General features: G+C 70.2%; 22 protein-coding genes. 12 read left to right on the top strand and 10 right to left on the bottom strand.

From position 1 onward, the window contains the following. Positions 1-35 precede the first annotated feature (35 nt). Entirely contained in the window at positions 36-665 is a 630-nt protein-coding gene (locus AVS7_RS16000; RefSeq protein WP_034691088.1) for an arylesterase, read from the bottom strand. Positions 666-686: 21 nt separating this feature from the next. Here AVS7_RS16000 and AVS7_RS15995 point away from each other — a divergent pair, with 21 nt between their 5' ends. The 3 genes from AVS7_RS15995 (at position 687) to AVS7_RS15985 (ending at position 3,491) form a co-directional block, all read left to right on the top strand. Continuing rightward, the gene (locus tag AVS7_RS15995; RefSeq protein ID WP_020229347.1) at positions 687-1,364 is read left to right on the top strand and encodes an ABC transporter ATP-binding protein; all 678 of its coding nucleotides are present in this window, start codon (positions 687-689) and stop codon (positions 1,362-1,364) included. Positions 1,365-1,436: 72 nt separating this feature from the next. Next, a complete protein-coding gene (rlmB, locus tag AVS7_RS15990; protein WP_020229346.1) occupies positions 1,437-2,186 on the top strand; it encodes a 23S rRNA (guanosine(2251)-2'-O)-methyltransferase RlmB in 750 nt (249 codons plus the stop codon). A 138-nt stretch (positions 2,187-2,324) separates the two neighbouring features. Next, positions 2,325-3,491 (top strand): ABC transporter substrate-binding protein, encoded by a 1,167-nt coding sequence (locus tag AVS7_RS15985; RefSeq protein WP_034691087.1) that lies wholly within the window; start codon positions 2,325-2,327, stop codon positions 3,489-3,491. 99 nt (positions 3,492-3,590) lie between these two features. On the opposite strand, the gene AVS7_RS15980 is transcribed toward AVS7_RS15985, so the two are convergent. Together AVS7_RS15980 and AVS7_RS15975 are read right to left on the bottom strand one after the other, a co-directional pair. After that, a complete protein-coding gene (locus AVS7_RS15980; protein WP_020229344.1) occupies positions 3,591-5,396 on the bottom strand; it encodes a hybrid sensor histidine kinase/response regulator in 1,806 nt (601 codons plus the stop codon). Beyond that, positions 5,383-6,030 carry a LuxR C-terminal-related transcriptional regulator gene (locus AVS7_RS15975; protein WP_020229343.1) on the bottom strand — a complete coding sequence of 216 codons (648 nt, stop codon included), beginning with the start codon at positions 6,028-6,030 and terminating at the stop codon, positions 5,383-5,385. The genes AVS7_RS15980 and AVS7_RS15975 overlap by 14 nt, the downstream gene beginning before the upstream one ends. Before the next feature lie 140 nt (positions 6,031-6,170). On the opposite strand from AVS7_RS15975, the gene AVS7_RS15970 reads away from it, so the two are divergent. The 6 genes from AVS7_RS15970 to AVS7_RS23945 all read left to right on the top strand — a co-directional run bounded on the left by AVS7_RS15970 (position 6,171) and on the right by AVS7_RS23945 (position 11,230). Continuing rightward, on the top strand, positions 6,171-6,671 hold the full coding sequence (locus AVS7_RS15970) for a hypothetical protein (protein WP_020229342.1): 501 nt from the start codon (positions 6,171-6,173) through the stop codon (positions 6,669-6,671). Between the two features lie 28 nt (positions 6,672-6,699). Next, positions 6,700-7,239 carry a DUF3617 domain-containing protein gene (locus AVS7_RS15965; RefSeq protein WP_020229341.1) on the top strand — a complete coding sequence of 180 codons (540 nt, stop codon included), beginning with the start codon at positions 6,700-6,702 and terminating at the stop codon, positions 7,237-7,239. Then, positions 7,236-8,081 carry a hypothetical protein gene (locus AVS7_RS15960; protein ID WP_144425126.1) on the top strand — a complete coding sequence of 282 codons (846 nt, stop codon included), beginning with the start codon at positions 7,236-7,238 and terminating at the stop codon, positions 8,079-8,081. The genes AVS7_RS15965 and AVS7_RS15960 overlap by 4 nt, the downstream gene beginning before the upstream one ends. A gap of 28 nt (positions 8,082-8,109) precedes the next feature. Next, a complete protein-coding gene (locus AVS7_RS15955) occupies positions 8,110-8,835 on the top strand; it encodes a hypothetical protein (RefSeq protein ID WP_144425125.1) in 726 nt (241 codons plus the stop codon). Between the two features lie 37 nt (positions 8,836-8,872). Continuing rightward, positions 8,873-9,901: a VWA domain-containing protein gene (locus AVS7_RS23360; protein ID WP_020229338.1), complete on the top strand. Its 1,029-nt coding sequence runs from the start codon at positions 8,873-8,875 to the stop codon at positions 9,899-9,901. An 81-nt stretch (positions 9,902-9,982) separates the two neighbouring features. After that, entirely contained in the window at positions 9,983-11,230 is a 1,248-nt protein-coding gene (locus AVS7_RS23945) for a Yip1 family protein (RefSeq protein ID WP_024001684.1), read from the top strand. Here AVS7_RS23945 and AVS7_RS15940 read toward each other — a convergent pair. The 4 genes from AVS7_RS15940 to AVS7_RS15925 form a co-directional block, all read right to left on the bottom strand. Beyond that, on the bottom strand, positions 11,227-11,817 hold the full coding sequence (locus AVS7_RS15940) for a chromate transporter (RefSeq protein WP_020229336.1): 591 nt from the start codon (positions 11,815-11,817) through the stop codon (positions 11,227-11,229). The two genes, AVS7_RS23945 and AVS7_RS15940, sit on opposite strands and share 4 nt — an antisense overlap. Continuing rightward, complete coding sequence (locus tag AVS7_RS15935; RefSeq protein ID WP_020229335.1) at positions 11,814-12,404, bottom strand: chromate transporter; 591 nt, start codon at positions 12,402-12,404, stop codon at positions 11,814-11,816. Before AVS7_RS15935 ends, AVS7_RS15940 begins: the two co-directional genes overlap by 4 nt. A 106-nt stretch (positions 12,405-12,510) precedes the next feature. Further along, positions 12,511-12,873: a ribbon-helix-helix domain-containing protein gene (locus tag AVS7_RS15930; RefSeq protein WP_020229334.1), complete on the bottom strand. Its 363-nt coding sequence runs from the start codon at positions 12,871-12,873 to the stop codon at positions 12,511-12,513. 49 nt (positions 12,874-12,922) lie between these two features. Further along, positions 12,923-13,504: a DJ-1/PfpI family protein gene (locus tag AVS7_RS15925; RefSeq protein WP_020229333.1), complete on the bottom strand. Its 582-nt coding sequence runs from the start codon at positions 13,502-13,504 to the stop codon at positions 12,923-12,925. A 111-nt stretch (positions 13,505-13,615) separates the two neighbouring features. Here AVS7_RS15925 and AVS7_RS15920 point away from each other — a divergent pair, with 111 nt between their 5' ends. Continuing rightward, on the top strand, positions 13,616-14,461 hold the full coding sequence (locus AVS7_RS15920) for a fumarylacetoacetate hydrolase family protein (RefSeq protein WP_020229332.1): 846 nt from the start codon (positions 13,616-13,618) through the stop codon (positions 14,459-14,461). 6 nt (positions 14,462-14,467) lie between these two features. Then, on the top strand, positions 14,468-14,800 hold the full coding sequence (locus AVS7_RS15915) for an SMR family transporter (protein WP_020229331.1): 333 nt from the start codon (positions 14,468-14,470) through the stop codon (positions 14,798-14,800). A gap of 61 nt (positions 14,801-14,861) precedes the next feature. On the opposite strand, the gene AVS7_RS15910 is transcribed toward AVS7_RS15915, so the two are convergent. From AVS7_RS15910 to AVS7_RS15900, 3 genes are all read right to left on the bottom strand, one after another. Beyond that, complete coding sequence (locus tag AVS7_RS15910) at positions 14,862-15,425, bottom strand: DUF1569 domain-containing protein (protein WP_020229330.1); 564 nt, start codon at positions 15,423-15,425, stop codon at positions 14,862-14,864. A gap of 70 nt (positions 15,426-15,495) precedes the next feature. Continuing rightward, complete coding sequence (locus AVS7_RS15905; RefSeq protein ID WP_020229329.1) at positions 15,496-16,809, bottom strand: type II toxin-antitoxin system HipA family toxin; 1,314 nt, start codon at positions 16,807-16,809, stop codon at positions 15,496-15,498. A 3-nt stretch (positions 16,810-16,812) separates the two neighbouring features. Then, the gene (locus AVS7_RS15900; protein WP_020229328.1) at positions 16,813-17,115 is read right to left on the bottom strand and encodes a helix-turn-helix transcriptional regulator; all 303 of its coding nucleotides are present in this window, start codon (positions 17,113-17,115) and stop codon (positions 16,813-16,815) included. 74 nt (positions 17,116-17,189) lie between these two features. Between AVS7_RS15900 and AVS7_RS15895 the strand changes: the two genes are divergently transcribed. After that, entirely contained in the window at positions 17,190-18,539 is a 1,350-nt protein-coding gene (locus AVS7_RS15895; protein ID WP_020229327.1) for a D-serine ammonia-lyase, read from the top strand. The last annotated feature ends 16 nt before the right edge of the window (positions 18,540-18,555 follow it).

Genomic DNA, 18,555 nt, shown 5'->3' with positions numbered 1-18,555 from the left:
GGCTCCAGCGCTTTCCAGACAAGCGCGAGCAGCTCCTATTTCAGGAGCTTGTGCAGCTCCGGCCAGACGTTGTCCAGCATGCGCGGGTGCGCCTCGGCGCGGGGGTGGATGCGGTCCGGCTGGAACAGGCGCGTGGGGTCCGGCCCGTCGGCCACGCCCTGCAGCAGGAAGGGCACCAGCGCCGTCTTCTGCGCCTGGGCCACCGTCCCGAACAGCGCGGCGAAGCGGCGCCCGTAGTCCGTGCCGTAGTTGGGCGGCACCTGCATGCCCACCAGCAGCACGCGTGCGCCGGCCTTCTGCGACTCGGCGGCCATCGCGGCCAGGTTGTCCTCGGTGCTCTTGAGCGGCAGGCCGCGCAGCGCGTCGTTGCCGCCCAGCTCGATCACCACGTGCGTTGGGGCGTGGGTCTTGAGCAGCGCGGGCAGCCGCGCGCGCCCGCCCGCCGTGGTGTCGCCGCTCACGCTGGCGTTGACCACCGTGGCGGCGATCTTCTCCTGCGCCAGCCGCTTTTCCAGCAGCGCCACCCAGCCCGTGCCGCGCGCCAGTCCGTATTCGGCCGAGAGCGAATCGCCCACCACCAGGACCACGGGCGGCTTCTTCTGGCCCCAAGCCGCCGCGCCGCCCAGGGCCATTGCTCCCGCCACGATAAAGTCACGCCGATTCATCGAAACCTTTCCATTGCCTGTATGCCAGAGAACCACGCCCCGATCATCGCGGTGGAGCACGTATCCAAGTCCGTCACCGACTCCACCGGCACGCTCGACATTCTGCGGGATATCGATTTCCGCCTGGCCCCGAGGGAAACAGCCGCCATCGTGGGCGCGTCCGGCTCGGGCAAGAGCACGCTGCTGTCCATCATCGCGGGGCTGGACGTGCCCACGCGCGGCACGGTGCGGCTGGACGGCCACGACCTCTTCGCCATCGACGAGGACGCCCGCGCCGCCCTGCGGGCGCAGAAGGTGGGCTTCGTGTTCCAGAGCTTCCAGCTCATGGGCAACCTCACGGCGCTGGAGAACGTGATGCTGCCGCTGGAACTCGCGGGCGCCCGCGACGCCCGCAAGCGCGCCGCCGACATGCTGGCCCGCGTGGGCCTGGGCCAGCGCCTGTCGCACTACCCCAAGGTGCTCTCGGGCGGCGAGCAGCAGCGCGTGGCGCTGGCCCGCGCCTTCGTGGTCCAGCCTGCCGTGCTGCTGGCCGACGAGCCCACGGGCAGCCTGGACTTCGCCACGGGCGAGACCATCATGCGACTCATGTTCGAGCTCAACCGCGAGCAGGGCACGACGCTGGTGCTGGTCACGCACGACCGCGCCATCGCCGCGCAGTGCGAGCGGCGCATCACCATCGAGGCCGGGCATGTTGTTTGAAAAATTTGAAGCATTTTTGGCCTCTGGCGCTTATACAGTAAGCGCTGGTAGCTATTAAAATAAGAGTAAATCATGTCCACCCCCAAAGTCCTCTTCGGCTTCCACGCCGTGGGCGTGCGCCTGAAAACCGCGCCCAAATCCATCATCGAGATCTACTACGAAGCCACGCGGCGCGATGCCCGCATGCGCCAGTTCCTCGACCGCGCCCGCGAGGCCGGCGCCCGCCTGATCGAGGCCGACGCCCTGCGCATCGCCAAGCTGGCCGGCAGCCACGGCCACCAGGGCGTGGCCGCGCGCGTGGAGCCCGTGAAGCAGGCCACATCGCTCGACGAACTGCTCGAAGACCTTGAAGCCGCCGGCGTGGAACAACCCCTGCTGCTGGTGCTGGACGGCGTGACCGACCCGCACAACCTGGGCGCCTGCCTGCGCGTGGCCGACGGCGCGGGCGCGCATGCCGTCATCGCGCCCAAGGACCACGCCGTGGGCATCAACGCCACCGTGGCCAAGGTGGCCAGCGGCGCGGCCGAGACCATGCCGTACTTCATGGTCACCAACCTGGCGCGCACGCTCAATGAGCTGAAGGAACGCAACATCTGGTGCATAGGCACCAGCGACGATGCGCCCAAGACCGTATACCAGGTGGACCTGAAAGGCCCCGTGGCCCTGGTGCTGGGCGCCGAGGGCGACGGCATGCGCCAACTCACGCGCAAGACCTGCGACGAGCTGGTCAGCATCCCCATGAAGGGCGCGGTAGAAAGCCTGAACGTCTCCGTCGCCAGCGGCGTGTGCCTGTACGAAGCCCTGCGCCAGCGCTCCCTCTGAACGACGCCGCCCATGCCTTGCCGCATCTGCTGGGCGGCACCTGAACACCGCTGCCGCTTTCTGTCACTGAACTGACACGCGCACGGCGCGATTGCCGGTAGGCTGCTGCACCTTTTGTTTTCTGGGGCAGACCACACCATGAGCCGTCGTCACTTTCTCTTGCGCGCCACCCAGGCCGTCGCCGCTACCGGGCTGCCCGCATGGGCCCACACGGCGATGGCGGCCGAGGAGGGGCTGACGGCCCGGTCGCTGACGCTGGGCTGCTCCATCGCGCTCACGGGGCCGCTGGGCCAGGCCGGCATCGAGCAGGTGGCGGGCATGAAGGCGGCGTTCGCCGAGGTGAACCAGGCCGGCGGCGTGCAGGGCCGCGAGATCCGCTTGGACCTGAAGGACGACGGCTACGTGGCCAGCCGCACCCTCAAGAATGTGACCGAGATGGTCGAGGCGCAGTCGGTGTTCGCGCTGATCTCCCCGCTGGGCACGGCCAACACCGCGTCCATCCTGCCGCTGGTGGAGTCCAAGGGCATTCCCACGGTGGGGCCGGTGACGGGCGCCACCTCGCTGCGCGCGCCGGAGAACCGCCACGTGTTCTTCCTGCGCCCCACCTACCGCGAGGAGACCCACCGCCTGGTGCGGCAGATCGTGGACATGGGGCTCAAGCGCATCGCCGTGGTGTACCTGGACAACCCCTTCGGCAAGGAAGTGCTGGGCGACATGTCCAAGGCGCTCGGTGAGATCCAGGTGGAGCGCGGCGGCGAGTTCGCGCTGGCCGTGGACGGCAAGAACGGCGCCGAGCTGGCCGACAAGGTGGCGGCCGAGCGCCCCGGCGCCGTGCTGCTGGCCACCACGGGCACGGCCAACACCGCCTTCGTGCAAGCCTTCCGCGCCAAGGCACCGGGCGTGCCGCTGGCGGGCCTGTCGGTCACGGTGATCGCCTCGGAGATGCCCAAGCTCGCGGCCTCCACGCGCGGCCTGGCGCTGGTGCAGGTGTTCCCCGACGCCAATTCGCAGAAGTCGGTGGCGGTGCGCAAGTTCCAGACCACGATGAAGGCCGTGGGCGCCGAGGCCGCCTACCTCAACAGCGGCAGCGCGCTCGAAGGCTGGCTCAACGCCCAGATCATGATCGAGGGCCTGAAGAACGCCGGCAAGGACCTCACGCGCGAACGCCTGCGCGCGGGCCTGGCCGGCATCCGCTCGCTGTCGTTCGGCGACTTCAACGTGGGCTTCGGCAGCAAGGCGCCCTACATCGGTTCGGAAGCGATCTACCTGGCCGTGTACGCGGAGAACGGGCGGCGGATTAGCTGATTGCTATTGAATAAATAGCTGCCAGCGCTTGATGGGTAAGCGCTGGAGGCCGAAAAGGCATAGAAAAAATTGCCCGTTGGCGCAAGCTGCATTTCCCGTCTATGTGGCCTTGTGCTCGCGCAGATACCGCGCCAGCAGTGCGCGCAGGCGCAAGGGCCGCACGGGTTTGCGCAACACGGGGAAGTCCGGCGGCGCTTCGGCCATGCGCTGCGTGTCCTCGCCCGTGATCATGGCGGCCAGCTTCAGGCCCGGCTGCAGCGCCCGTGCCTGGCGCAGCACGGCCAGCCCGTCGTCGGCGCCCGGCAGGCGCCAGTCGCTCAGCACGGCGTCAAAGGCCATGGCGCGCAGGGCCTGCAGCGCGCCGGGCGCGTCGTGGACGGCGGTTACGTCCAGGCCCCAGCCGCCCAATAGCACCACCAGCGCGTCGCGCGCCAAGGCGTTGTCCTCCACCACCAGCACGCGCCCTTGCAGGCGCCCCGCGGCGGCTGGTTGCGTGCGGGGTGCGGGCGCGTCGCTGGGCTGGGCGGCGGGCAGGTCCAGCGTGAAGACGCTGCCCCGCCCCACGCAGGAGTGCAAGCCCACGGGGTGGTCCAGCAGCGCGGCGATGCGCCGCACGGTAGGCAGTCCCAGGCCGTGGCCGCGCTCAGGGTTGCGCTCGGCGTTGTCCAACTGCACGAACTCCTCGAACACGGCCTCATGCGCCTCGGGCGGGATGCCGATGCCCGTGTCCGCCACGCACAGGCGCAGCCCCGCGCCTTGGCGGCGCACGCCCAGCAGCACGCCACCGCGTTCGGTGTATCGGATGGCGTTGGTCAGCAGATTGGCCAGCACCCGCTCCAGCAGCACCGGGTCGCTTTGCGCCCAGGCCGTGGTGGGGTGCACGCGCAGTTGCAGGCCCTTTTTTCGCGCTGCGGCCTCGTAGGTGTCGGCCAGCCGCTGCAGCAGCGGCTGCAGGGCCAGGGGTTCGGGGTGGGCAGTGGTCTGACCGCTGTCCAGGCGCGACAGGTCCATGACCTGCGCCAGCAGGCGGTCGAGTGCGTCCATGCACTCGCCCATCCGGGCCAGGGTGGGGCCGTCGCCTTGCAGCACGCTCAGGTACAGGCCCATGGCCTGCAATGGCTGGCGCAAGTCGTGGCTGGCAGCGGCGAAGAAGCGGGACTTGGCGGCATTGGCCGCCTCAGCTTGCTGGCGCTTCACATCCAGCTCGTGCACCAGTTGCTCGTTGAGCAGGCGGGTGGACATGTCGTTGTGCAGCGTGCGCGCAAAACGCAGGCCGGCCATGCCCAATGTGATCCACAGCAGCACCGTGAAGGCCACGCCGAACGCGCCGTGGCTGCCGCCGAACACCAGCAGCTGCAAGCCCAGGCCCAGCAGGATCGGAGTGAATGATGCCCACATGGCGGGCGGCCAGCAGCAAAACTGCGCCATGGAGCTTGCCGACACGATGGTGGCCAGTGCCAGGATCATGAAGACCAGGGTGGTGTCGCCCGATGTGACCACCGGATAGCCCCACAGCGCCACCACCAGCGCCGACAGGCCCGTGCGCCAGGTGAACGCATTCAGCCAGGGCCGCGCGCTGGCACGGCCCGGAGCAGCCAGGTAGCGCGCCACGCGGCGCGCGAACAGTACGCGGTCGATGGTGATGAGGTAGAGGAGCGCGGCCGGGCCGATGGCAGCGGCCAGGCCGATGGTGGGCGCGGTGAGCCAGGCGATGAGTGCCGGGCCGATCAGTGCCGTGATGAGCGCAGTGCGAATGCCCGCGGCCAGCAATGCCAGCGTACGCGCCTCCAGTTGCGCGCGCTGCGTTGCATCGCCAATGCGGGGGAACATGCTGTCGCCCGACAGCATGAAACGCTCGCGCCAGCGCTGCGCGGCTGGAGGCAGTGCGGGTTCAGCCTGCGGCATCTTGTTCGAGCGCGCTGCGCGCCATCATCACCGCCTGCGTGCGGTTGGCCGCACCCATCTTGGTGAAGATGGCGTTCAGATGGTTTTTCACCGTGCCGGGGGAGATGCCCATCTCGCGCGCAATTTCCTTGTTGCTGCCACCCGAGGCCAGCATGCGCAGCACGTCTACCTGCCGAACCGTCAGGCCGTAGGGGCCGGTGGGTGCCTGGTCGGCATCGGGCGCCCGCGCGGCATCGGCAAAGGCGGGCTCGCCCTCGGCCAGCTGGCGCAGTTGGGCGAGCAGGGCAGGTACTTCGAGCGTCTTGGGCAGGTAGGCCACGAGCCCGGCGTCCTGCGCGCGGCGGCCCAGCGTGGGGTCGTCCGCGCCCGACATCAGCCCCACGCCCAGGCCGGGGTGGCGCTCCATCACCTGCGCAGCGCAGCGCAGGCCGTCGGTGCCGGGCAGGCGGTAGTCCAGCAGCACCAGGTCGAAGCCTTCGCCATCGTTCATCAAAAGTTCCAGCGCCTCGGCGGGCGAGCCCACGGCCTGTACGCGCAGCCCCGGCGCCTGGTGGCGTAGCGCAGCCGCCAAGCCATCGCGGAACAGGGGGTGGTCGTCCACCAGCAGCAGGGCGAAACCGTCGAGCGCGTCCAAGGCAGGGTCTCCTTTTGTCGTGACATTTTTCACGCAACGAAGGATAGCCTGCGGCCCTCGCGACGGGCATAGGCCGATCGGCATATGGCCGCGCAGGCCGGGCCTGGGCACCATCCGCTCCCATGAAACACACAAGCGCTATGCCGCCGCACCGACTCAGCCTGCTGCTGGCCGCCGTCTGCCTGCCCCTGGCGGCACTGGCCGCCGGCGCGGGCCACGGCCAGACCGCCGCAGAACGCGCGCTGGAGACAGCGCCCGGCCCCTGGCAAGGCAACTGGCGCGTGACGCGGGACGACCCGCGCATGCGCACCCGCGCCGGGGCCGAGCTGGCCCGCCTGCACATCATTCAGGAGCAGGGCAGCCGCGTGCTGGAGCTGCAATGGACAGCAGGGCGTGCCATGTGCGAAGACCCCGCGGGCGAGCCTTGCGAATGGGCGGGCGCGGCGGGCGAATCGGCCCATGCGCGGCAGACGCAAGGCGGCGGGCTTACCGCGCCGTTGGCCGTGAGCGCCGACCCGGACGACCCCTTCACCCTGCATTTCGTGCGCCGTCCCAAGGCTGGCGAGGCGGTGCAGGGCACCCTGAGCAGCACGCGCGGCGACATCCGCTGGCACGTGCGCATCGAGCGCGACGCGCAATAAAAACCATCACCGAAAGAGAGCGTTCAACATGAAAAAAACCCTGGCCCTCGCCGCCGCTTGCATCGGCTTTGCCGCCCAGGCCCAGACCATCCAGCCCGGCCTGTGGGAGTTCAAGCACGACATGCGCATGCCCAGCCGGCCCGACGTGGCCGCTCAGATGGCGCAGATGCGCGAGCAGATGAAGAACCTGCCGCCCGAGGCGCGCAAGATGATGGAGCAGCAGATGGCGGGCCACGGCATGGGCATGGGCGCGGACGGCGCGCTGCGCCTGTGCATCGGCTCCGAGGACGCGAAGCAAGACCCCATCCGCGAGGGCCATACCGAAGGGGACTGCACCTACACCCAGGTCAAGCGCAGCGGCAACACCTGGACGGGCCGCCTGACCTGCAAGGAGCCGCCCAGCCAGGGCGACTTCACCACCACGCTGCACAGCTCCACGCACTTCACCACCCAGGCGGCGCTGACCAGCAAGGAGCATGGCCGTATCGACATGAACACCGAGGCCCGCCGCCTGTCCGCCGACTGCGGCACGCTCAAGCCCGTGGCAAAGCCCGCCGCCAAGCGATGATGAAGGCAACCCGGTATCTGCTGGCGGGCGCGGCGGCCTTGTGCGGCGCTGCCAGCGCCCAGCCGCTCGACCAGCTGGCCTGCGCGGCGGGCGTGCATTGCAGCGGCGCGCTGCCGCCGGATGAGGCGCGCGTGGTGCTGGGCTTCGACAGCCAGCACGAGGCCGAGCGCGCCTTCATCGACGCCAGCCGTGATTTCCCGGACGACCTGTGGCGCTGCGCCGCCACCGGCAGCGGCTGCACGAACATGACGCAGAACGAGGCGCGGGTGATGATCCCCTTGCCCGAAGAAGCCTTCGCCCCCGCCGAGGTCGTGCGCGGCAGGCAGCCGCTCGCACCGCCCGCCGTGGCGCAAGCGCCCGTCGCCAAACCTGCGGGCACGCCACCCGCCAAGCCACGCGGGGGCATCGAGGTAGAGGTCAACAAGCCCGGCCCCACGGAAATCGACCTGCGCCCGCCCGCCCCCGCGCCCGGCGGCGAAATCCAGCCGCAGGACGGCCACTGGACATTCACCCACGGCAGCCGCCCCCGAGCCAGCGGCCAGTGCCTGCCCGGCGTGGCCGAGGCCGTCAGCAAGCAAATGCCCGCGCCGCAGTCCGGCCCCGTCACCTTTGCGCGCCCGTTCAACGCCTCGCAAATCATCCGCAGCCCGCAGGTGGCGTGGAAGCGCATTGCGCCCAACCACTGGCGCGGCACGCTCACCGGTGCGGGCGGCAGCGCCATGCGCATGGAATGGGACGTCCGCGTGACCAGCCCTACGCGCATGGAGGGCGACTCCATCGTGCGCGTCAGCGTTCCCTCGGCCTGCACGCTCAGCACGCCGTTCACCTTTGTGCGGCAGTAGCTGCGTTTCAACCTTGGGAGGAATTTCCATGAACCCCTTACAACGTACTGGCCTTCGTCTGGGTTTCGTATCTTTCTTCGCAGCCGTGGTTCTGGGCGTGGTCGGCCCCGCCGGCGCGCAGGAGAATCTGGCCCCCGGCAGCACCCAGCGCGTGCAGGGCACCATCCATGCCGACGCTGGGCGCGGCATGGTGGAGATGACCTCGCGTGCCACCACGCTGCCCGACAACCTGGGCCAGCAGACCGCTGCGCGCCTGCAGACGGCCGAAGGACAGGCCGCTGTGCAAAAGGGCGATGCCCGCGCCAAGGCGGCCACGGGCAGGGGCGTGGGTGCCGCCGACGTGCAGGCCATTGCCGACCAGTACGCAGGCAAGACGGTGTACGACTCGTCCATGCGGCACGTGAAGGTGGTGCGGCGCTACATGCTCACGCTGGACGCCAAGGCCGCTAACGGTCCGCGTGTGGCGCTGAACATGCAGCTGGACGAGAAAAGCCTGGCCGTGCTGGACGCCAAAGTGTCCTACTACCCCGAAGGCAAGGACTTCTCCAACGACTTCACCACCGACAAGAAAGTACCGGCCACCGTGAGCATCGACAAGATCGAGCGAGTGGGCGGCAACGTATTTGCCGTGTCCGGCAGCTTCTCTGCAGCGGACTTGAGGCCCGGTGTCATGGCCAAAAAGCTCAAAGGCCAGACGCTGCCCAGCGTGAACGGGCGCTTTGCCTTCACCGAAGTGCCGCTGCGCGACCAATGACGCCATGACGAGTCGATCCCGTTCCAGGAATGTTTCCATGACCAAAAATGCATCCACGCTCGCCGCAGCCGTGCTGGCCTGCGCCATCGGCGCGCAGGCGAAGACCCAGCCCGCCGTCCCGCAAGGCCCCGGCCAGTCCATGCTGGTGCTTGACGCCTCCGGCTCCATGTGGGGGCAGATCGGCGGCACGCCCAAGATCGAGATTGCCCGCGAGGCGGTGGGCAACATGCTGCAAAGCTGGCCTGCCAGCCAGCAACTGGGGCTGATGGCCTATGGCCACCGCAGCAAGGGCAACTGCGCCGACATCGAACTGCTCAAGGCCCCGGGCAGCCTAGACAAGGCCCGCTTTCAGCAGGTGGTGAACGCCTTGCAGCCCAAGGGCATGACGCCCATATCGGCCTCGGTGCGCATGGCGGCGGAGCAGCTCAAGTTCAGCGAGCGCAAGGCCACCGTCATTTTGGTCAGCGACGGTGAGGAAACCTGCCACGCCGACCCCTGCGCGCTGGGCAAGGAGCTGGAGAAGCTGGGTGTGGACTTCACTGCGCACGTGGTGGGCTTCGACATCGACAAGAACCCCCAGGCCAAGGCCCAGTTGCAATGCCTTGCTAGCAGCACTGGCGGGCGCTACCTGGACGCTAAGGACGCGGGCGAGCTGAACAAGGCGCTGCGCGAGGTGGCCCAGGCGCCTGCTCCCGCACCGGTCCCTCCCGCGCCGCCGCCTGATTGCGGCAAGTTCGTCGAAGGTCCTGAGTTCGCCATGAACATGGGTACCTGGGCGACGGGCGGACATGCCAGCCGCTCTGCCACGCCCAAGACATTCGACCCGATGGAAATGGGTGCGGACTCTGATGCACGCTCATGCCAGAAGTTGTGCAACGACGACAAGGCCTGCACCGCCTGGGCATTCGAGGCCATAGGCAGCAACTTTCGCACCTTGCCCATGTGCTTCCGCTGGGACGGCGTGGCTGCCCTGAGCGCGCCCAGCGAGGCGCATCCGGGCAACGCCGTGGGCGTGAAGAAAGGTGTGCGCCAGATCGTCAAGGAAGGCGGAGCGGCTTGCGAGTGAACTCTTCTTTTGATAGCTGCTTGCGCACGTCTGGAAAGCGCCAGAGGCCTGTTTGATTCATATTTTTCTGAGGAGATATTCATGACCCCCGCAGCCTCTTCCCCAGGCAGTGCCGCCGCTCTGGGCATGTTGGAGCGTGCGCAGGCCATCCTTCTGCGCCCTGGCACCACTTGGCCCGTGATCGCCAGCGAGGACGACAGCACTGCCCGCATCTACAAAACGTATCTCATCTACCTTGCCGCCATCCCGGCGGTGTCGGGCTTCATCGGCCAGAGCCTGGTGGGAGTGGGGGCGTTCGGCGTCACGGTGCGAGTGCCCATCGTGCAAGGGCTGGCGGGCATGGCAGTGGGCTATGCGCTGACGCTGGCGCTGGTATACGGCATGGCGTTGGTGGCGAGCGCCCTGGCGCCTAGGTTCCAAGGGCAGGCGCACGTGCCTTCGGCCTTCAAGCTGCTGGCCTACGGGGCCACGGCGGGCATGGCGGGCGGCGTGTTCAGCCTGCTGCCGTCGCTGGCGATGCTGGGACTGGTGGCGGCGTTGTACAGCGTGTATCTGATTTACCAGGGTGCGTCCGTGCTGATGCGCGTTCCACCTGAGAAGGCCGTGGGCTACACGGCGGCGCTGGTGGGCTGCGCCGTGCTGTTGGGGATGGTGGTGGGTGCTGCGTCCGCGCTGCTCATGCCGCGAGGGGCCGCGGGGCTGGGCGGCCCAGTCGGCGGGGAGGGAGGCAACGCCAAGATCAGTGTGCCAGGCACGAAGATCGTGATCGACTCTGCCAAGGCCGAGGCGGCCTCGCGCCGCATGGAGCAGGCCCAGGCGCGCGGCAATGCGCAAGAGGCGGGCAAGGCCATGGGCGAGGCGCTGAGCGCAGCGCTGGGTGGGCAGGGCGGCGATCCCATTCCCGCGGACACCTTGAAGGGCCTGATGCCCGCCACGTTGGCTGGCATGCCGCGCACGTCGGTGGACGTGCGCACCGAAGGCATGGCGGGCATGCAGTTCAGCAGCGTTACCGCTCAGTTCTCCGAAGGAGAGCGGATGATCGAGGTGCGCATGCTCGACATCGGTGCCGTGCCCATGCTGGCCATGGGCATGGCCTCATGGTCGCGCAGCATGGTGGACCGCGAAACGGCCGAGGAGGTCGAGCGTGTGTACAAGAAGGATGGCGTGTTCCACAAAGAGGAATACCGCAAGGATGGCAGCCAGTCGAGCTTTGCCATGTTGTTGTCCAACGGCGTGCTGCTGGAGTCCAATGGCCATATGCCCATGCCGGATCTGAAGGCTGCCCTGCAGGGCATGCCCCTGGAGCCGTTGGCGGCGCTGAAGCGTTAAACCCAGCCCAGCGCACCCAGCAGCGCCCCCGCGCCCAGCAGCCACAGCAGGTGCAGGCGCGTGCGCCACACCAGCACCATGGTGGCCGCGGTGAGCAGCCACAGCGACCAATCGGTGGCCGGGTTGCCGTGCGCGCTGCCCAGGATCCAGGCCGTGGCCAGCAGCAGGCCGATCACCACGGGCGCCATGCCCTGCTTGAAGGCGCGCACGCCGCGCCGGTCGCGGTTGCGGTGGCCCCAGCGCGTGGCCAGCCAGGTGAGGGTGGTGCTGGGCAGCATCACGCCCACCATGCACAGCAGCACGCCGAGCGCGCCGCTGGCCCACCCGATGGCGCCGGCGCCCCCGGCGTTGAGGCCCACGTTCCAGCCCAGCAGCGCGATGAACAGCACGTTGGGGCCCGGCGCGGCCTGGGCGATGGCGATCGAGGCGTTGAACTGCACGTCGGTCAGCCAGCCCTGGCGCTCGACCAGGAAGCGGTGCATGTCGGGCGCCGCCGCGATGGCGCCGCCCACGGCCAGCAGCGACAGCGAGATGTAGTAGAGGAAGAGGTTGAGCCAGTCGAGCGGCTGCAGCGCGATGGCGTTCATGCGGGAATCTTCCGCCAGGTGAGCGCGCAGGCCGTGCCGCCGAGCACCGGCAGCACCCAGGCCAGCGGCAGCCGCAGCAGCGCCATGCCGCCGAAGGTGAGTGCCGCCACCAGCACGCAGCCGACCGCGCCCAGCGGGTGGCGGCGCAGCGCCATCGACAGCTTGAGGCCCACGCCAGCCACCAGACCCGCCGCCACCGCGCCCATGCCGCGCAGCGCGCCGGCCACGGCCGGGTGGCTGGCGAACTGGGCATAGGTGATGGCCAGCACCAGCACCAGCAGCAGGGGGAAGGTGAGCATGCCCGCCAGCGCGGCCACCGCGCCGCGCAGGCCGAAGTAGCGGTCGCCGATCATCACCGAGAGGTTGACCACGTTGGGGCCGGGCATGATCTGCGCCACGGCCCAGTCCTCGACGAACTCCTCGTTCGTCATCCAGCGCTTCTTCTCGACCAGCTCGCGCTGCACCACGGCCAGCACGCCGCCGAAGCCCTGCAGGGCTAGCCAGGTGAACGACCAGAACAGGTCGCCGGTGCTGCGCGGCCGGGGCCGCTCCTCGGTGGCGGGGGAGGGGGGCTGGGGCTCGGGCATGCGGGTCGGATTGGTCTGTGGGCGCCCGATGGTACGGCCGAAACGGGCAGCCCGCCGCGCGCCAGCCATCGCTGCGCGCGATGCGGGCATGCGTGAAACAGATGGGTCAGGCCATCGCGGCGGGCGCGTGCCGCGGCTCGGTGGCGAGCACGCTGCGCGCGTCCAGGCTGCGGATGGGCACGCTGCGGTCGCGCGGGATACCGCCCGAGAGCTGCAGCGCGAGGTAGCGGCCGCAGCACACGCGCAGGAACGAGGCGAAGTTGTCCACCCCGCCGCGCTCGTGCTCCAGCTCGTCGTGCAGCCGCGCGCACAGCTGCGGCACGGTCATGCCGTCGCGCGCGGCGATTTCCTCCAGCACCTGCCAGAACAGGTTCTCCAGCCGGATGCTGGTGGCCACGCCGTGCAGCCGCACCGACCGCGCCCGGCTCTCGTACAGGCGCGGATCTGCGCTGATGAACACCTCGCACATGCTTTGTCTCCTCGCGCCCCGCAGGAACGGGCGCCGACGCACATTGTGCTCAGTGCGTGATGCGCGTGCCCAGCAGGGCGAGGAATTGGGCGATCCAGGCCGGGTGCGCGGGCCAGGCGGGGGCGGAAACCAGGTTGCCCTCGGTGTGCGCCTGGTCCACCGCGATGTCGGCATAGGTGCCGCCGGCCAGCTCCACCTCGGCGCGGCAGGCGGGGTAGGCCGAGCAGGTGCGGCCCTTGAGCACGCCCGCGCCGGCCAGCAGCTGCGCGCCGTGGCAGACGGCCGCCACGGGCTTGCCCGCGTCGAAGAAGTGGCGCACGGCGGCGCACACCGCCGCGTTGTTGCGCAGGTACTCGGGGCCGCGTCCGCCGGGGATGACCAGGGCGTCGTACTGCTCGGGCTTCACGTCCTGGAAGCTCGCGTTCAGCGTGAAGTTGTGCCCGGGCTTCTCGCTGTAGGTCTGCGCGCCCTCGAAATCGTGGATGGCCGTCTTGATGTGGTCACCGGCCTTCTTGTCGGGGCACACGGCATGCACCGTGTGGCCCACGGCCTGCAGCGCCTGGAAGGGCACCATGGTTTCGTAGTCTTCGCAATAGTCGCCGCAGACCATGAGGATTTTCTTGCCAGCCATGCTTGTCTCCTTGTCGGTGGTTGCTGATGGCTGGTCATTCTTGCGGCGCTGACTGCGGCGCGGGTGTTAGCGGGTTACTACACTCGGCGCTTTGCCCGCAGGAGGACACACATGAAACTCGTCCGCTACGGACAGCCCGGCGCCGAGCGCGCCGGCGCGATCGATGCGCAGGGCGTGCTGCGCGACCTGTCGATGCTGCTGCCCGACATCGGCCCCGCGCAGCTCGCGCCGCGCACGCTCGCGGCCCTGGCCGCGCTGGACCTCGCGCGCCTGCCGGCCGTGGAAGGCGCGCCGCGCCTGGGCTGCCCGGTGGGCGGCGTGGGCAAGATCGTCTGCGTGGGCCTGAACTACGCCGACCACGCGGCCGAGGCCGGCCTGCCCGCGCCCGCCGAGCCCGTGCTGTTCATGAAGGCCACCAGCGCGCTGTGCGGCCCCACGGATGCGGTGCGCATCCCGCCCGGCGCGCTCAAGACCGACTGGGAGGTGGAGCTGGGCATCGTGATCGGCACGCGCATGCGGCATGTGCAGGAGGCCGATGCGCTGGCCCACGTGGCGGGCTACGTGCTCGCCAACGATGTGTCCGAGCGCAGCTACCAGATGGAGCGCGGCGGCCAGTGGGACAAGGGCAAGAGCTGCGACAGCTTCGCCCCCGTGGGCCCCTGGCTGGCGACGGCCGACGAGGTGCCCGACCCGCACGCCGTCGCCCTGTGGCTGGAGGTGAACGGCGAGCGCATGCAGGACGGCAGCACGCGCAACTTCATCTTCGGCGTGCCCACGGTGCTGGCCTACATCAGCCGCTTCATGACGCTGGAGCCGGGCGACCTGGTGCTCACCGGCACGCCGGCGGGCGTGGGGCTGGGCTGCAAGCCCGCGCCGCGCTTCCTGCGCGCGGGCGATGTGATGCGCCTGGGAGCCACGGGGCTGGGCGAGCAGCGGCTGGCCTGCGTCGGGGGCTGAGCCGCCATGCATCCCTACGTGCTGCTCGGCATCTCCATCGTGGCGGAGGTCGTGGCCACCTCGGCGCTCAAGTCTTCGCAGGGGCTCACGCGACTGGCGCCCAGCGCGCTGGCGGTGCTGGGCTACTGCGTGGCGTTCTACCTGGTGTCCAAGGTGATGAACCACATGGCCACGGGCGTGGTGTATGCGGTGTGGTCGGGCCTGGGCATCGTGCTGATTTCGTTGGTGGGCTGGCTGCTCTATGGCCAGAAGCTGGACCTGCCGGCCGTTGCGGGCATGGCCATGATCGTGGGCGGCGTACTGGTGATCCAGCTGCTGTCCAAGACCACCGGGCATTGATCGCCAAAATTGCCTCCAGCGCTTGTCCAGCAAGCGCAGGCAGCTATCGATGGAGGAGCGTTCAGGCCAGCGCCTGCGCGTCGAACTCCGACAGGTGCTCGGCCAGGTGCATGGCGTGCGCCGCCTCGTACTGGGCCCTGGTGAGCGTGCCATAGGCGAAGTGGGGCTGCAGCGGTCCCGCCCACCGGCCGAAGGCGGCGATGGCGGCTTCCAGCCGCGCGAGCGCGGCGCCGGCGTCGCTCTGGACGGGCAGCGCGGGCGCGCCCGGAATGGGCTCGGCCAGGTCGTGCGCCATGCGCCCGCGCCAGGCGAAGACCGCCAGCGCGGCGGGCCCCACGGTGCGCCGGAACAGCGCGGACCTGGGCTGGGGGTAGCCCGCCATGGAGTATTCGATGCTCTGCGCGCAGTGCACCAGCGTGCCGGCCCAGTCCCACCGGGCGGAGGACACGCGCTGCGGCGCCCGCGCCAGGCGCAGCACCTCGGCCTGCGCCTCGGACAGCGAGGACCACCGCAGGGCGCGGTCCACGGCCTGGGCCGGGCCGCACCCCGTGGCGGCCAGACCCGCCGTGGCAGCCGCACCGCCCAGGCCCAGGCGCAGTACGCGCCGGCGTTGTGAAGAGGGCATCGTTTCTCCGTGGTTCGTGGACGAGGGCCCGACTATCGGCCTTTCGGGCCCGGCTGTGCGGGGCCCGGTGTCACGCGCGCGCCAACGCCACGCCGCCGGCCAGCCGCGCCTGCACGGTGCGCTGCATGGCCTCGGGCGCATCCGCCAGCAGCGCCGGCCAGTCGGCCTGCGCGCGGCGCACGAGGTCGCGCAGCAGGGCCAGGTGGCGGGGTGCGCGCAGCAGCCCGGCGGCCTGGATGAGGGCCTGCAGGCCGTCCCAGTCCAGCGCCTGCATGCTGCGGTCGATGGCGCGGTTCACCGCGTACTGGTGCTCCGGCGCGCCCTCGAAGAAAGCCGCCACGCAGACGGGGTCGTACAGCGGCGCCAGGCGCGGCGTGCGCCCATCCGGGTAGACCAGCGCCCAGTTCTTGAGGTGCGCATCGGTGTTGCCCATGAGGACGAAGGCCGCCATGCGCGCGAGGAATTCGCGCGTGTCCTGCACGGGCCGCGCGCTCAGGCGGTCGACCACGCGCAGCATGGTCGCCCAGTCCTGCAGCAGGCCCTTGCCGTATTTCTGGCGCGGCGCGTAGCCCAGGGCCTGGTTGAACTCCTCCATGTGCACGCGCGAGCCGTCCGGCAGGTGGTCGAAGCGCTGCACGGCCAGGATCTCGCCGAACGGCACGGCCTCGGGCAGCTCGGCCTCGGCGCGGGTGATGACGCGCGCCTGCGCGCAGTCCAGCCCCAGGCTGCCCGCGAGGCGGTAGCAGGCGAATTCGTTGGCCACGAGGTCGGGGTGGGCCGTGGTGGGCAGCTTGAGGATCACGCTGCCGGCCGCGCCCCGGCGCTTGACCAGGTAGCGGCGGCCGTCGTGCACGGCGCTGAACTTGGTCACCACGCCGGGCAGGGAGGCGGCGTCCTCCACCGGGTATTCGACGAAGCCGGGCTCCAGCACGTCCAGCCCCTGGGTGGTGTGCCAGTGGCGCACCACGTCGGGCACGCCCTCCTGCGGGGGCAGGGGCTCGACCTCCAGCGCGCCCATCAGGTCGTGGCCGGCGGCGGCCAGCAGCTCGAACTCGTCGTCGCTCGCGCAGCCGCGCTCGCGCGCCAGGCGCTCGCGGTTGTGGCCCTCGGGCAGCAGGTTCTGGAAGTACACGGGCCAGCGCCCGTCGGTGCGCACCAGGCGCGCGTCGCGGGCCGAGCGCAGGATCTGCTGCGTCTGCGCGTCGCTCGCGCCCTGGTAGCTCAGCGAGAGCGTGGGCCGCGCGGGGTCGGCGATGTAGTCCTCGTCGAACGACACGCGCAGGATGTCGCCGTACTGCGAGAGGTAGCCGATGGCACGCCGTCCGCCGCCCTGCGCCGCGGGCCGGTGCAGGTACAGGCGCAGGTAGCGGATGGCGGTGGACACGGGTCAGCGCCCCAGGCTATCCACCACCGAGGGCGGGGCGTCGGCCCCCGGCGGCTGGGCCAGGAACCTGCCGCCGGACTGGATGAAGGCCTGCAGTGCGGGGCGCAGCGCGCTGGGCACGGCGATCAGTTCCATGCCCAGCACGCGGGCCATCTCGGCCAGGGTGGAAAAGCGCGGGTCCACGTCGCCGGTTTCCGTGCGCTGCACGGCCATGCGCGACAGGCCGGCCTGCGCGGCCAGATCGGCCTGCGTCATGCGGCGGGCCTTGCGGGCGTCGGCCAGGGAGGAGATCAGATCGTGTTGCATGATCGCTTTTATACTCTTTTTTGTTTAAAAGATATTCAAGAGTGGCTTTTGTGGTACGGAAAGCATCCGTCACAATGGCCCGCATGCAGCCTTCCGACACCCGCTCCGACACCGTCCGCCGCGCATTGCGCCGAGCCGAGCCCTGCCTGTGGCTGAACCCGCGGCGGCAGCACGCCGTGGCTGCGGCCCAGCCCGTGGCGGGGGCGCACCTGCGCCTGGAAGACACCCAGGCGGCCGCGGCGCGCTTCGCGCGGTTCGCCCCCGTGCTGGCGCAGGTGTTTCCTGAGCTGCAGGCCTGCGGCGGCGCGGTCGAGTCGCCGCTGCTGGCGGCCGATGCGTTGCACACCGCGGCGGGGCTGGCGCCCGGGCAAGGCCGCCTGTGGATCAAGGCGGACCACTGGCTGCCCGTGGCCGGGTCGATCAAGGCGCGCGGCGGCATCCACGAGGTGCTGGAGTTCGCCGAGGGCCTGGCGCTGCGGCAGGGCCTGCTGCCCGCGCAGGCCGGCCCGCAGGACTACCTGGCCCTGGCCGGCGCGCAGGCGCGGGCGCTGTTCGGGCGCTACACGGTGGCGGTGGGCTCCACCGGCAACCTGGGCCTCGCCATCGGCGTGGCGGCATCAAAGCTGGGCTTTCGCGCCGTGGTGCACATGTCGGCCGACGCCAAGGAGTGGAAGAAGGAGCGCCTGCGCCAGCGCGGCGTGCAGGTAGTGGAGCATGCGGGCGACTACGAGGGCGCCGTGGCGGCCGGCCGCGCGCAGGCCGCGCAGGACCCGCTGTGCCACTTCGTCGACGACGAGCGCTCGCTGTCCCTGCTGCTGGGCTACAGCGCCGCGGCGCCGCATCTGCAGCGGCAGCTGGCGCAGGAGGGCATCGCGGTGGATGCGCGGCACCCGCTGTTCGTCTACCTGCCCTGCGGGGTGGGCGGCGCGCCCGCGGGCATCACCTTCGGGCTGCGGCACGCGCTGGGCCCGCATGTGCACTGCTTCTTCGCAGAGCCCGTGCAGTCGCCCTGTTTCCTGGTGCAGATGCTGGCCGGGCCGGGCGAACACCCTTCGGTCTACGACCTGGGCCTCACCAACCGCACCGAGGCCGACGGCCTGGCCGTGCCGCGCGCGTCGCTGCCCGCCGCCGAGCTGATGGCGCCGTTGCTGTCGGGCGCCTTCACGGTGCGCGACGACACGCTGTTTCGCCACCTCGTGCAGGTGCTGGACACCACGGGCGAGCGCATCGAGCCCTCGGCCGCCGCGGGGTTCAGCGGCCCGGAGATGCTCGCGGGCACCTCTGCCGGCCGGGACTGGCTGGCCGCGCACGGGCTGCTGGAGCACCTGCCGCAGGCCACGCACCTGGTCTGGACGACCGGGGGGCTGTTCGTTCCCCCCGTGGAATATGAGCGCTTCGTGCAGCGGGGCCGCATGCTGGCCTGAACGGGGCCGTATCCTC

Origin of the sequence: Acidovorax sp. MR-S7 (assembly GCF_000400995.2) — a bacterium.
Classification (GTDB): Bacteria; Pseudomonadota; Gammaproteobacteria; order Burkholderiales; family Burkholderiaceae_C; genus MR-S7.
This window is presented reverse-complemented; position numbering and strand designations above follow the sequence as displayed.